We start from the raw sequence: 12,939 nt of genomic DNA, 5'->3' as shown, positions 1-12,939 counted from the left end.
AAATACGCGAAACGGGGTTGTTCTATCTTTAAATTTAATTACGCAACAAAGCCCAACTTTGGCTAGCAGCTAGCTAGGATGCTTCAAGTTTGAATTCTGGACTAAAGTTCTTCTCGTACGCTTTGCCATAGTTCCACCTGTTGTGTACGAGGTGCACTCTAACACCTCGTACACAACAGGTGGCCAAATTAATTCACTGTGCAACTACACCCACATTTATCTATTTTGTGGATAGGTGGTAATATAAGGAGCTTTTCCAATACCAAAGGAAATGTCTAGAAAATAAATTTTTATTTTGGTGGGACGTATAGTGAATTGCCTTTATTTCTGGGAAATAGTAAATGCTAAAGTTTTTGTTATTTGCTCTAGTACATATGTCAACATCTTCAAAATACATGAAATATCGTTGATCAAACCCGTTCAGGGCCTCAAAACAACTTGCTTTGAATAACAAGAATGAACCAGCAGCCCACTCGATTTTAGTTGCTTGTGTTATAAGGCTCTTATCATAAATATCACTACGCCTTAAACCAAGTAAAGACTTTAATGGTGAAAGAAGTCTAGGGTAGTGACGAATTGAGTTATCAGGTTTACTGTAATTTTTATCGGTAAACAGGTTGATAGTAGATATATCTGCTTTGTATGTCCTAGCGGAATTTAATAAGTACTGTATCTTTTCTGATTGAATCTCTACGTCTGGATTCAAGACGAGAAAGTAGTCGTTGTGGTGCATTTTTTGTTGTTCTTTGAAGTGAAAAAACAATTCATTATTATTTGCACCAAACCCCTTCTTTTCATATCCTTGAATTAAGGTTATATTTTTTTTTGAACAGTAATCGCTGAGCTCTTGGGATGCTGGCGTATTTGATTTGATCGCAATAGGGAAGTTTTCAGTAAGTGAATCTAACGTTGGGTTAGCAATGATCATTTTGTCATGATTGTGATTTACTATAGCGATAAAAATTTTCATAGTGCCCACTTTAACCTAATTTTCTGTTTGTTTTTTTGTACCCAGTATGAGCCGTTAACAAAACTTTCATAATACATTCTTCATCGAAGTCATGGCAACACACATCAAGTTTGTTCAACAAGGGGTGCATTTCACTCCAACTCAACATTTGCTCTCTAGCGGTCATAATTTTTTGATGTCCGCTGCCTTCCACATTATCTCCAATCAAAAGCTCCTCATAGAGCTTTTCTCCCGGGCGTAGTCCTGTGAACTTTATAGAAATATCGCCTTCTTGAGGTTCCCCTTCAATATTCTCTTGCATACCCATCAAATTGATCATGCGTTTTGCTAGGTCGAGTATTTTGACTGGCTCCCCCATATCAAGCACAAAAACTTGGCCGTTGTGACCCATAGCACCCGCTTGGATGACTAATTGTGCCGCTTCTGGTATCAGCATAAAATAACGAATGATATCAGGGTGAGTGACAGTTACGGGGCCGCCACATTTTATTTGCTTTTTAAATAATGGAACAACCGAACCTGAAGACCCTAGGACATTACCAAAGCGTACCATTGTGAAATTGGTGGTGTTTTGCTTATCGGCCAATGCTTGTAGAACCAACTCAGCCATGCGCTTGGTTGCGCCCATCACATTAGTTGGTCTTACTGCTTTATCTGTTGAGATGAGAGTGAAGTTTTTTACCCCTGTTTGGATTGAAGCTTCTGCGCAAGCCAGTGTACCAAAAACATTGTTACGTACGCCTTCAACAATATTGTCTTCAACTAAAGGGACGTGTTTATAAGCTGCCGCATGATAAACAGTTTCAACTTCATGAGCATTCATAAGCTTTTCTAAGCGGTTTTGTCTCTGAACGGATCCAAGGGCGGCGACGATTCGAGTTTCGCTTTTTAAGTTTATTTTGGTCGAATTTAGTTCTTGGTCGATTTTGTAAAGGTTGTACTCATTTAGCTCAAACAGCACAAGTGTTTTTGGTTTCTGTGACATTATCTGACGACATAATTCAGAGCCGATAGATCCTCCGGCGCCAGTAACCATCACATTCTTATTAAAAATGTTTTGTGCTAAAAGTTCTTTGTCCGGGTCAACAGCGGCTCTTCCAAGTAGATCTGCAACATCAAGATCTTTCACGTCAGTTGCTGTTGCTTTACCCGCTGCTATATCTTCCACTGATGGTACAGATTGTACTGCGATTGGCCAGTGTGACAATTTTTCAACCAATCTTAAACGCTCACCTTTATTAATGCCATTAATTGCTAAAAGAAGCTTTACGGGTTGGTAAAGTGATTGAAGATGTTCAAATTCACTTGGATGGTGGACCTTTAGACCAAACAAAATCTGACCTGATTTTGTTGAGTCATCATCAAGTAAAACTACGGGGTTGTACTCGTCCCCCTGAATGAGAGCATACGTTAAGTCACGGCCAGTAGCTCCGGCACCATAAATAAAAACATTGGGTTTTTGGCGCTTATACCAGTGATAATAAATAGAACGGATTAGTATTCTGGGGCCACCTAACGTCAGGGTTGCCAAGCCTGCGTATATAAAGGGAACACTTCGAGGGATAAATGAGTGGGAAAAGAAACCACTCATTATTAATGCTAAAGTCGAAATTATAACACCAAAGAAAATATTGCCAACGGCAGGTAGCATCATATAGCGCAAGACTGCTCGGTACATCCCTAATTTAACGAAGCTATAAATTGTGATAGATACAGTAACAAAGAGTGTTATTAGCTCTTCTATTTCGACTGAAAAAAATGCATTTCCAAGCCTTAAAGCAATAGCTAAATAGAGTGAAATAACGATAGCAAAAATATCGTAGCCAATACTGATGAAACGCTTGTTCTTGCGTTTGGCATTTAGCAATGTATGTATTGGTCTGATCATTATGTTCCTTAGCGTGCCACTGGGCGTTTGGTTTGATAGTTATAGTTTTTAGGTTGTATTTTAATGTTCTTAAGTGCGGTAAGCTAGATGTAATTGATGGTTCTGCGTCACTCACTAGTTTTACTGTTAATTCTGTTTGTTATTTGTTCGATCTTTAGGCTTTTTCATTATGAAAATTTTGGTTACCGGTAGCAGTGGCTTTGTTGGTTCTCGGGTTGTTGAACTGGCAGAGAAGGTCGTGTGGGAAGTGGTTTCTGTTGTGCGTAAGGCTGTTAAGCAAGAGCCGTATCGTTTTGTTGTTTCTTCTATCGATGCTGCAACTGATTGGTCTGGTGCATTCGACGGTGTCGATTGCGTTGTTCATTGTGCTGCTCGAGTGCATCAAATGAATGAAAGTGAACAGGACGCTTTAGAGGCTTATCGAGAAACAAATACTCTAGGTACGGTAACCTTAGCGAGACAAGCAGCTGATGCTGGGGTCAAAAGGTTCGTTTTTGTTAGCTCTATTAAAGTGAACGGTGAGTTTAGTGAGCTAAACTCGCCCTTTGAGCCTGTTTTAAATTGCACACCACAAGACTCTTATGGTTTGAGCAAGTATGAAGCCGAAGTTGAGTTAGCTAAGCTTTCTAAAGAGACAGGGTTAGAAGTGGTTATCATTAGGCCTCCCTTGGTTTATGGACCAGGTGTAAAAGCGAATTTCTTATCCATGATGCGTTTGATTGACAAGGGTATTCCATTACCGTTTGGTGCCATAAAGAACCGTCGAAGCTTGGTGTATCTGGATAATCTATCCAGTTTGATACTGTTGTGCTGTGAACACCCTTTGGCTCCAGGGCATACATTTTTGGCTTCTGATGACCATGATGTATCGACAACTCAATTAATGCGAACAATTGCTCTATCTATGGGAAAAACACCGAGGCTTATACCCATTCCTATCTCTTGGATAGAGCTGAGTGCTTCAGTGTTAAAAAAACAACAAGTCGCACAAAGAGTATGTGGCAACCTCCAAGTTGATATTTGTATGACGAAGGAAATTCTGGGGTGGACACCTCCCGTGACCTTTAAGCAAGGAATCAAAAGAACAGTAGAAGCGTACTTGAAGTCGTATTGATGTTTTTTAGATAGATTGTTACTTTCTTATCCATAAGTTCTTCAGGTGTTTTTGATTAATTAGTAGTACTTATATCGCCCCAGTTTTTAATTCAAATTTAATAGGACTTATATTTTGATTCGTTTATTGGATTTCTTTTTTGCTCTCTTTGGTCTGTTGTTCCTGTGGCCAGTATTTCTCCTTATTTGTATCCTTGGTTACTTTGATACAGGGTCGCCTGTCTTTTTTCAAACGCGTGTAGGTCGTAACAAAAAGCCTTTTACCTTGGTGAAGTTCCGTACTATGGCAGTTGAAACAAAATCTGTTGCCACTCACATAGTTGGAGCTAGCTCGGTGACTAAGCTCGGAGCATTCCTGCGTAAAACTAAGCTTGATGAACTTCCTCAGCTGTATAATGTACTGAAAGGTGAAATGAGTTTAGTCGGCCCAAGACCATGTTTGTTCAACCAGCAAGAACTGATCGATGAGAGAGAGTCGAGAGGCGTACTAGCAGTTAGACCTGGTGTTACTGGATTAGCTCAAATCAATGATATCGACATGTCGACCCCCAAAATCTTGGCAGATTGGGATCAGCGTATGCTTGACACGCTGAATACTAAATTGTACTTCCAATATATTATTCAGACGGTATTAGGTAAAGGTGCAGGAGATAGGGTGTGACGTATCTCCTGTGGTGTGGTTTCACCCTATTGGTAATCTAGATTCGTGCCTTAATTGCACTGCACCTGTAAGTTATCAGCGATATCATGTCGCTGACTTTATTCACTAAGTGACGTTTTTTTTCATATCCGATCATCCTACCTGCGACGTTTCTTGATCTTCCACTACAGTTTTGACTGTAAACTGTAGTAAAATTACGCTAATTTGTTTTTATACCGATTTATTTTGAATTGAACGAGGTCAGTCCTATGTCAGCTAAGAAGCCAATGGCTCTAGTGATCCTTGACGGTTACGGTTACCGTGAAGACAACCAAGACAACGCTATCGCGAACGCTAATACACCTGTATTAGATGGTCTTATTGCTAACCAACCTAACACGCTAATCTCGGCTTCTGGCTTAGATGTAGGCCTACCTGATGGCCAAATGGGTAACTCTGAAGTGGGTCACACCAACATCGGTGCGGGTCGCGTGGTATACCAAGATCTTACTCGTATTACTAAGTCAATTTCAGATGGCGAGTTCGGCCAAACTGAAGCGCTAGTGAATGCGGTTGATAAAGCAGTGAAAGCTGATAAAGCAGTGCACATCATGGGCCTTATGTCTCCAGGTGGCGTTCACTCTCATGAAGATCACATCTACGCAGCTGTTGAAATGGCAGCAGAGCGTGGCGCAGAGAAAATCTATCTACACGCATTCCTAGACGGTCGTGATACACCGCCACGTAGCGCAGAAAACACACTTGCACGTTTCCAAGAGCTATTCGCTAAGCTAGGTAAAGGTCGTGTTGCTTCGCTTATTGGTCGTTACTACGCAATGGACCGTGATAACAACTGGGATCGCGTTCAAGAATCTTACGACCTGCTGACTCAAGCAAAAGCAGAGTTCACATTCGATACTGCAGTAGCTGGCCTAGAAGCGGCTTATGCTCGTGACGAAAACGATGAGTTCGTTAAAGCGACTGAAATTAAAGCGGAAGGCGAAGAGTCTGCAGCTATCGTTGATGGCGATGCAGTTATCTTCATGAACTACCGTGCTGACCGTGCTCGTGAAATCACACGTGCATTCGTTCCTGATTTCGATGGTTTTGCTCGTAACGTATTCCCAGCGATCGATTTCGTGATGCTGACTCAATACGCAGCAGACATCCCACTTCTATGTGCATTCCCACCGGCTTCTCTAGAGAACACCTACGGTGAATGGCTATCGAAAGAAGGCAAAACGCAGCTACGTATCTCTGAAACAGAGAAATACGCGCACGTGACGTTCTTCTTCAACGGCGGTAAAGAAGACGAGTTTGAAGGCGAAGAGCGTCAACTTGTTGCTTCTCCAAAAGTCGCGACTTACGATCTACAGCCAGAAATGAGCGCACCAGAACTTACTGAAAAGCTAGTTGCAGCAATCAAAGGCGGCAAATACGACGCTATCGTGTGTAACTTCCCTAACTGTGACATGGTTGGCCACACTGGCGTTTACGATGCAGCGGTTAAAGCGGTAGAGTCGCTAGACGAATGTCTTGGCAAAGTGGTTGAAGCAATCAAAGAAGCCGATGGCCAACTGCTTATCACCGCTGACCACGGTAACGCGGAAATGATGGTAAACCCAGAAACGGGCGGCATCCACACTGCACACACTAACCTACCAGTGCCACTTATCTACGTGGGCAGCAAATATGTTGAGTTCAAAGAAGGCGGTAAGCTATCTGACTTAGCACCAACGATGCTTTCTCTATCTGGTATCGCAATCCCGGCTGAGATGTCAGGTGATATTTTAGTTAAGTAACTTTTAACTTTCATCGAATACTAGAACGGCTGCACGCGAGTGTAGCCGTTTTTTTGTATCTGGAGTTTGAGGAATAGATTATCGTTTACTCGTTACCTTCTTATCCCGTCATTCCAGAATTGAGGAACGAAATATCTGGAATCTCATACCTCGTATTACTTGTCATATTTGCTGTTCAACATTAAGAGAGATTCCCTATCACGCTCGTGCCTCGCTGTAGGGAATGACGTAATGATAAGAAGGGGCAGATTCGTGATTCGAGTTATATGCTTTTCGTATCTCGCATCCCGTTTACTCTCATCTTGCTTTTAGAACCGAACGCTCGAAATCCAACAACCACTCTTTGCGGCTCATGCCGCCAGTGTAACCCGTTAATGTACCGTTCGCCCCAATCACTCGATGGCAGGGTACAACAATACTAAATGGGTTCTTGCCGTTAGCACCACCGACTGCCCTTACGGCTTTTGGGTTGTCCATTCTCTTTGCTTGCTCACCGTAACTGATGGTTTCTCCATAAGGAATGGTTGTTAAAACCGTCCATGCTTTGAGCTGAAAATCGGTGCCTTTGGGTTCTAAAGGTAAGTCAAAATGGGTGCGTTGGCCTGTAAAGTATTCGTCTAGTTGGCGAGATACTCTAAGGCATAACTCGTCGGGGTTTTCTGTAAGCTCTGGTTCGGTATTGATATGGTCAATTTCAATAAGCGACACACCATTACTCACAATGATCATCTTGCCAATCGGTGCGTCATAGAACATTTTGTAAGTGGTGTCTTCCATGTCATCTTCCTTCTTCTAGTTTTTTTTGCTCACAATCTCTTCGAATCTCTCATCTGCTCTTAAATCTTTTCGCATCTCGATTACTCGCATCCCGCATCTGCTTTCCCCCTTATACGAAGTGCAAAGCAATACCCCGAAACACCGCCGACAATGTTCCCTAAAGCTAAACCAATAAACAACCCTTCGACGCCATCGATTTGGCTGCCGATCCAAGCGAATGGAAGAGTAAATACAAATAGGCGCATGAAGCTCCACTGGAAGGCTTTGAGTGGTTTATGCATAGCATTCATCGCGCTGATCAGCATCATTACAATCCCTTGGAATCCATAGCTAAACGGCACAACTAACAGGTAGTGCCACAAGGTGCCTCGTACGGATTCTTCTTGAGAGAATAGAGCAGCCAAAGGAGTGCTTAACGGCACCATCATTAAGAAAATCAAACCTTGGAACATCACCGCAAAGCGCATGCTTAAGAACAGAGCTTTGAAACTACGCTGTGGATTATCAGCGCCAAAGTTTTGCGCCATAAAAGGCGTGAGGGCAGAGGTTAAAGACATCAACACGATGATCAAAATCGATTCAATACGCTGGGCTGCACCGTAAGCAGCTATAGCTTCGGTTCCTTGTTTGGCTAACATCATCATGATAATAGCGCCAGCAATCGGATTCAGGGCATTTGAAAGGGCAGCGGGTGTGCCGATGGTTAAGATTTGTTTCCAGTCATCGATGGTGTTTTTTAGTTTAGGCGGAGCAAGCAGCTTTTCTCGTATGGTTAATACATACAGTGAGCCACACAACGCACCAAACCAACTGAATCCGCTAGCAATGGCTGCGCCTTGAATCCCTAGCTCAGGGAAAGGCCCGTAACCGAAGATCAGCAGCGGGTCGAGAATACCGTTAATAAGGCCGGCTAGCATCATGATCTTAGCGGGTGTTTTGGTGTCGCCACTCGCTCGTATCGCACTGTTGCCTGCTATCGGAATAACAAGCAGCGGTATCGCTAAATACCAGATCGACATGTATTCGGATATCAGTGGCAGTAACTCAGGTTCAGCACCTAACAGAGTAAACATAGGCTCTAGCGTGAAAAGCCCTAGTGTTGATGCAAAACCAACAAGCAGCACAGCAAGCAATAAACCGTGGCAGGTAAAACGAGCTGCATTTTGCGCGCAGCCTTGGCCAAGCAATCTTCCAATACATGTCGACAAGCCAATGCCTATGCCCATGGTGATGCAGTTAATCGCAAAGGTAATAGGGAAGGTAAAGCTCACCGCTGCGAGTGCTTGTGTGCCGAGCAATGAGATAAAGAAAGTATCGACAAGGTTAAACATCAAGATCGCCACCATGCCGAAGATAGTCGGTATGGTCATGGTGCGCAGAGTCTGTGCTATCGGGGCCGTGAGAAGCCCATGCTTATCTTGCATGTAAAACGCCGTTGGAACTAAAACCGTAGGATAAACAGATGTGGGATACGAGTAAACGAAAAGCAAGGAAAGATGAGGGGTGAGAATCTGCTCTTTCGATCACAATTTTTTCTTTCCCCCCTTGGGTTCTTCCACATCGCCCCAACATACTCTTTAACCCCATGCCAATCGTGGCAACTATCAAATTAAATGGAAATTATCAGGAGATCCGACCGATGAATATCCGTCCTCTACACGACCGAGTTATCGTTGAGCGCCAAGAAGTTGAATCTAAATCTGCTGGTGGCATCGTTCTAACTGGTTCTGCCGCTGAAAAATCAACGCGCGGCACTATTCTAGCTGTTGGCAAAGGCCGCATTTTAGAAAATGGTTCAGTACAACCATTGGACGTTAAAGTTGGCGATACTGTTATCTTTTCTGAAGGCTACGGCACTAAAACTGAAAAGATCGACGGCAAAGAAGTTCTGATCATGTCTGAAAACGACATCATGGCGATCGTTGAGTAATCCGCGCCACACATTGAACTGATTTAATAAAGAATTTTAAAGGAAATTAAGATGGCTGCTAAAGACGTTAAATTTGGTAACGACGCACGTATTAAAATGCTAGAAGGTGTAAACGTTCTGGCTGACGCAGTAAAAGTAACGCTAGGTCCTAAAGGCCGTAACGTTGTTCTAGACAAATCATTTGGCGCACCGACTATCACTAAAGATGGTGTTTCAGTTGCACGTGAAATCGAACTTGAAGACAAGTTCCAAAACATGGGCGCACAAATGGTTAAAGAAGTGGCTTCGCAAGCGAATGACGCGGCGGGCGACGGAACAACAACAGCAACAGTATTGGCTCAGTCTATTATCGCTGAAGGCCTAAAAGCGGTTGCTGCTGGCATGAACCCAATGGATCTTAAGCGCGGCATCGACAAAGCGGTTATCGCGGCTGTTGAAGAGCTGAAGAACCTTTCTGTTCCTTGTTCAGACACGAAAGCTATCGCGCAAGTAGGTACTATCTCTGCGAACTCTGATTCGACAGTAGGTAACATCATTGCTGAAGCGATGGAAAAAGTAGGTCGTGATGGCGTTATCACAGTTGAAGAAGGTCAGGCTCTACAAGACGAGCTAGACGTAGTTGAAGGTATGCAGTTCGACCGCGGTTACCTATCTCCTTACTTCATCAACAACCAAGAAGCCGGTTCTGTTGATCTAGATAGCCCGTTCATTCTTCTTATCGACAAGAAAGTGTCTAACATCCGTGAACTTCTTCCGACTCTAGAAGCGGTTGCTAAGGCATCTCGTCCACTTCTTATCATCGCTGAAGATGTAGAAGGCGAAGCGCTAGCAACTCTTGTTGTGAACAACATGCGTGGCATCGTTAAAGTAGCGGCTGTTAAAGCACCTGGTTTCGGCGACCGTCGTAAATCTATGCTGCAAGATATCGCTATCCTAACGGGCGGCACGGTTATCTCTGAAGAGATCGGCCTAGACCTTGAGAAAGTAACGCTAGAAGACCTAGGTCAAGCTAAGCGCATTACGATCACTAAAGAAAACTCAACCATCATCGATGGTGCGGGTAATGAAGAGATGATCAAAGGTCGCGTTTCTCAAATTCGTCAACAAATCGAAGATGCAACGTCTGACTACGACAAAGAGAAGCTTCAAGAGCGTGTAGCTAAGCTAGCTGGCGGTGTTGCAGTAATCAAAGTTGGCGCTGCAACTGAAGTTGAGATGAAAGAGAAGAAAGACCGCGTAGAAGATGCACTTCACGCAACTCGCGCTGCTGTTGAAGAAGGTGTGGTTGCTGGTGGTGGTGTTGCACTTATCCGCGCTGCGTCTAAAGTTGCTGGCCTTGAAGGCGACAACGAAGAGCAAAACGTAGGTATCCGCGTTGCACTACGTGCAATGGAAGCGCCTATCCGTCAAATCACGACGAATGCTGGTGATGAAGAATCTGTTGTTGCTAACAACGTTCGTGCTGGCGAAGGTAACTACGGTTACAACGCGGCTACTGGCGAATACGGTGACATGATTGCTATGGGTATCCTAGATCCAACTAAGGTAACGCGTTCTGCACTTCAGTTCGCAGCATCGGTTGCTGGTCTTATGATCACAACAGAAGCGATGATCACAGACAAGCCACAAGATTCTGGCCCTGCAATGCCTGATATGGGTGGCATGGGCGGTATGGGTGGTATGGGCGGCATGATGTAAACGTCCTGCCTTAATCCAGTAAAGTCCAGTAAAGCCCCGCAAGCCAAGTGTTTACGGGGCTTTCTTTTGTTCTGAGTTCCTATAGTATCCAATGTAAGCTCATGACTTCTGCGGGTTTAAGGGGTTTGATGAGGGGTATCGTAGTTTTTGAAACTGTAAAATTAGTGGTGTAATATAATGGTACCCCTCATTTGGTACCCCTCCTAGGAGTTTAAAATGGCACTTAAAGCACTGGATGTTAAGAATTTCTCATGCCCTGTAGGTAAATCTCAGATTAAGAAATCTGATGGTAATGGTTTGTTTTTACTTATAAAAATAAATGGCTCTAAGCTTTGGAGGTTTCGTTTTAGGTATTCAGGGAAGTACCAAGAAATGGCTTTAGGAAAGTACCCCTCCGTATCCCTTAGCGAGGCGCGGAAATTAGCAGAAGAAGCAAGGGCATCTTTGGTTCACGGCATTAATCCTATGGATGAACGCAGGGAGAGGAAGCGTAGCAAGGGGGAAGATAAAAATAAGCTGTTTTCTACGATAGCTCTGAAGTGGTGGGATCAAAAAAAGGACTCTTGGTCAGAAGATCATGCTGCCCGAGTTAGGCGATGGATAATCATTGACTCAAAAAGTATTTGTAAACTGCATCTCGATGAGATTGATACAAGACATATTACTGATCTCATGTTGGCAATTGAGGCGGCTGGTACCCCAAAAAAAGCTCCGAATATACTAGCTGTTATTAATAGGGTATTTGGATATGCATTAGCTCATCGTCTAACACGAAGCAATCCCGCTCAGGGCTTACCGCTTGGTGATATATTAAAACCCCTGCCCAAAGTTCAACATCGAGCAGCAATTATTAATCCTAGTGAACTTGGTCAATTGATTAAGGATATTGATACCACACCAACTGGTAACTATTGCAGCGTTGAGGCGCTCAAGTTGATCCCTAGAGTCTTTTTAAGGCCAACGGAAATAAGAAACTTGAAGTGGGAGTATATTGATTTTGAGGCGTGCTTGATTAGGATTCCAGCGGAAGAGATGAAGCGCAGTCGAGATCACTTGGTGCCGATGTCAAAACAAGTTGTCCAACAATTACAAGATGTAAAGTTGTACACTGGTTACTCTGAGCTTGTATTTCCAAATCAAAGAGATAGCAGTAAGCCTATGAGTAAGAATATCCTGACCAATCGCTTGCGGGACTTGGGCTATGCCGCAGATGTAATGTCAGCACATGGCTTTAGGAGTAGTGCCTCCACAATCTTACATGAAAAAGGTTGGAATTCAGAGGTTATCGAGGTTCAACTAGCTCACTTGACAGGCTCCGCAACTTCAAGAGCTTACAATCGTTCACTTTACTTAGCCGAAAGAACAAAGCTAATGCAAGAGTGGGCAGATTACTTAGACGAGTTATCAAGAAATTGTTAGCTGTCATTGCCCAGCTTAGAGTTGCTTCTTTGTTGGGCTGAGCTTGAGATAGAAAACTGTAAGGTTAAGAGCACCCCAAGTCCGTTTGAAGGTTGGATTGTTAGTATATCTAAGACTTGGCGTATCACCAACCTTTCATTTGAATACCTTTCTTCCCCGATCTGAACATACTCAATCGGTAAATTTTTTCTCGTATTCTTTAGTGATCAACTGCTCTAAGAATCTATTTTTCGGTATCTTTGCCTTACGAGCTAGGGCTGTGAGAAAACCATCGATTTCTGTACCCATAACAAAGTTATATGCTTTCTGAGCTTCATTTTGCATTTTCGCGCGATGTTTCTGTTGATACCAAGCTTTCTTCAGCTTACCAATGAAGTATTTTTTTGCACGAGGATCTTCAAAGCACCAGTAGAAGTCGATGATAGGGTTCGTCACTCGAATTTAATTCTGGTATCCATTGAGTTGGTAGCTCTGAGTCTTTTATGTAACGGATAAACCAGTCAGTTATTTCTTTGTCTTCTTTGTTTATCCACGACAAATCATCGGGCAGAACCGTACTTTCCCAAAGCCTTTTAAGCTCTTCAATGAACGCAACTTTTTTGTGATTACTGGCATTCCAATAGTCAAAAAAACAAATGACGTTCTCATTGATCTGCTCCAGTCAGACTGGACACTTAGCTAAGCGACATTTCGCTTTTCAAA

General features: G+C 43.2%; 11 protein-coding genes. 6 read left to right on the top strand and 5 right to left on the bottom strand.

Annotated elements, in window-relative coordinates:
* Nucleotides 1-220 precede the first annotated feature (220 nt).
* Both AB6E08_RS21085 and AB6E08_RS21080 read right to left on the bottom strand, forming a co-directional pair.
* A complete protein-coding gene (locus AB6E08_RS21085) occupies nt 221-970 on the bottom strand; it encodes a glycosyltransferase (RefSeq protein WP_372067414.1) in 750 nt (249 codons plus the stop codon).
* 10 nt (nt 971-980) lie between these two features.
* Nucleotides 981-2,858 carry a polysaccharide biosynthesis protein gene (locus AB6E08_RS21080; protein ID WP_372067417.1) on the bottom strand — a complete coding sequence of 626 codons (1,878 nt, stop codon included), beginning with the start codon at nt 2,856-2,858 and terminating at the stop codon, nt 981-983.
* A 169-nt stretch (nt 2,859-3,027) separates the two neighbouring features.
* Here AB6E08_RS21080 and AB6E08_RS21075 point away from each other — a divergent pair, with 169 nt between their 5' ends.
* The 3 genes from AB6E08_RS21075 (at nt 3,028) to gpmM (ending at nt 6,413) form a co-directional block, all read left to right on the top strand.
* Complete coding sequence (locus AB6E08_RS21075) at nt 3,028-3,972, top strand: UDP-glucose 4-epimerase family protein (RefSeq protein ID WP_372067421.1); 945 nt, start codon at nt 3,028-3,030, stop codon at nt 3,970-3,972.
* Nucleotides 3,973-4,083: 111 nt separating this feature from the next.
* Nucleotides 4,084-4,632: a sugar transferase gene (locus AB6E08_RS21070; protein WP_372067440.1), complete on the top strand. Its 549-nt coding sequence runs from the start codon at nt 4,084-4,086 to the stop codon at nt 4,630-4,632.
* Nucleotides 4,633-4,880: 248 nt separating this feature from the next.
* The gene (gene gpmM / locus AB6E08_RS21065; RefSeq protein ID WP_372067424.1) at nt 4,881-6,413 is read left to right on the top strand and encodes a 2,3-bisphosphoglycerate-independent phosphoglycerate mutase; all 1,533 of its coding nucleotides are present in this window, start codon (nt 4,881-4,883) and stop codon (nt 6,411-6,413) included.
* A gap of 297 nt (nt 6,414-6,710) precedes the next feature.
* On the opposite strand, the gene AB6E08_RS21060 is transcribed toward gpmM, so the two are convergent.
* A complete protein-coding gene (locus tag AB6E08_RS21060) occupies nt 6,711-7,190 on the bottom strand; it encodes a methylated-DNA--[protein]-cysteine S-methyltransferase (RefSeq protein ID WP_372067427.1) in 480 nt (159 codons plus the stop codon).
* An 80-nt stretch (nt 7,191-7,270) separates the two neighbouring features.
* Complete coding sequence (locus tag AB6E08_RS21055; RefSeq protein WP_372067430.1) at nt 7,271-8,614, bottom strand: MATE family efflux transporter; 1,344 nt, start codon at nt 8,612-8,614, stop codon at nt 7,271-7,273.
* Between the two features lie 215 nt (nt 8,615-8,829).
* On the opposite strand from AB6E08_RS21055, the gene AB6E08_RS21050 reads away from it, so the two are divergent.
* The 3 genes from AB6E08_RS21050 to AB6E08_RS21040 all read left to right on the top strand — a co-directional run bounded on the left by AB6E08_RS21050 (nt 8,830) and on the right by AB6E08_RS21040 (nt 12,237).
* Complete coding sequence (locus tag AB6E08_RS21050) at nt 8,830-9,120, top strand: co-chaperone GroES (protein ID WP_004733324.1); 291 nt, start codon at nt 8,830-8,832, stop codon at nt 9,118-9,120.
* Nucleotides 9,121-9,171: 51 nt separating this feature from the next.
* A complete protein-coding gene (gene groL / locus AB6E08_RS21045; protein ID WP_017079119.1) occupies nt 9,172-10,818 on the top strand; it encodes a chaperonin GroEL in 1,647 nt (548 codons plus the stop codon).
* A 216-nt stretch (nt 10,819-11,034) separates the two neighbouring features.
* Nucleotides 11,035-12,237 carry a tyrosine-type recombinase/integrase gene (locus AB6E08_RS21040; RefSeq protein ID WP_372067435.1) on the top strand — a complete coding sequence of 401 codons (1,203 nt, stop codon included), beginning with the start codon at nt 11,035-11,037 and terminating at the stop codon, nt 12,235-12,237.
* Nucleotides 12,238-12,408: 171 nt separating this feature from the next.
* On the opposite strand, the gene AB6E08_RS21035 is transcribed toward AB6E08_RS21040, so the two are convergent.
* Nucleotides 12,409-12,672, bottom strand: a complete 264-nt coding sequence (locus tag AB6E08_RS21035; RefSeq protein WP_372067437.1) for a hypothetical protein — start codon at nt 12,670-12,672, stop codon at nt 12,409-12,411.
* Nucleotides 12,673-12,939: the final 267 nt, after the last annotated feature.

The organism is Vibrio sp. 10N.247.310.24, assembly GCF_041467175.1.
Classification (GTDB): domain Bacteria; phylum Pseudomonadota; class Gammaproteobacteria; order Enterobacterales; family Vibrionaceae; genus Vibrio; species Vibrio tasmaniensis_A.
The sequence above is the reverse complement of the archived record's forward strand: the minus strand, read 5'-3'. Positions and strand labels throughout refer to the sequence as shown.

Coding starts and splice junctions, on each gene's coding strand:
- AB6E08_RS21085 (WP_372067414.1), bottom strand. CDS start 970: ATGAAAATTTTTATCGCTATAGTAAATCACAATCATGACAAAATGATC.
- AB6E08_RS21080 (WP_372067417.1), bottom strand. CDS start 2,858: ATGATCAGACCAATACATACATTGCTAAATGCCAAACGCAAGAACAAG.
- AB6E08_RS21075 (WP_372067421.1), top strand. CDS start 3,028: ATGAAAATTTTGGTTACCGGTAGCAGTGGCTTTGTTGGTTCTCGGGTT.
- gpmM (WP_372067424.1), top strand. CDS start 4,881: ATGTCAGCTAAGAAGCCAATGGCTCTAGTGATCCTTGACGGTTACGGT.
- AB6E08_RS21060 (WP_372067427.1), bottom strand. CDS start 7,190: ATGGAAGACACCACTTACAAAATGTTCTATGACGCACCGATTGGCAAG.
- AB6E08_RS21055 (WP_372067430.1), bottom strand. CDS start 8,614: ATGCAAGATAAGCATGGGCTTCTCACGGCCCCGATAGCACAGACTCTG.
- AB6E08_RS21050 (WP_004733324.1), top strand. CDS start 8,830: ATGAATATCCGTCCTCTACACGACCGAGTTATCGTTGAGCGCCAAGAA.
- groL (WP_017079119.1), top strand. CDS start 9,172: ATGGCTGCTAAAGACGTTAAATTTGGTAACGACGCACGTATTAAAATG.
- AB6E08_RS21040 (WP_372067435.1), top strand. CDS start 11,035: ATGGCACTTAAAGCACTGGATGTTAAGAATTTCTCATGCCCTGTAGGT.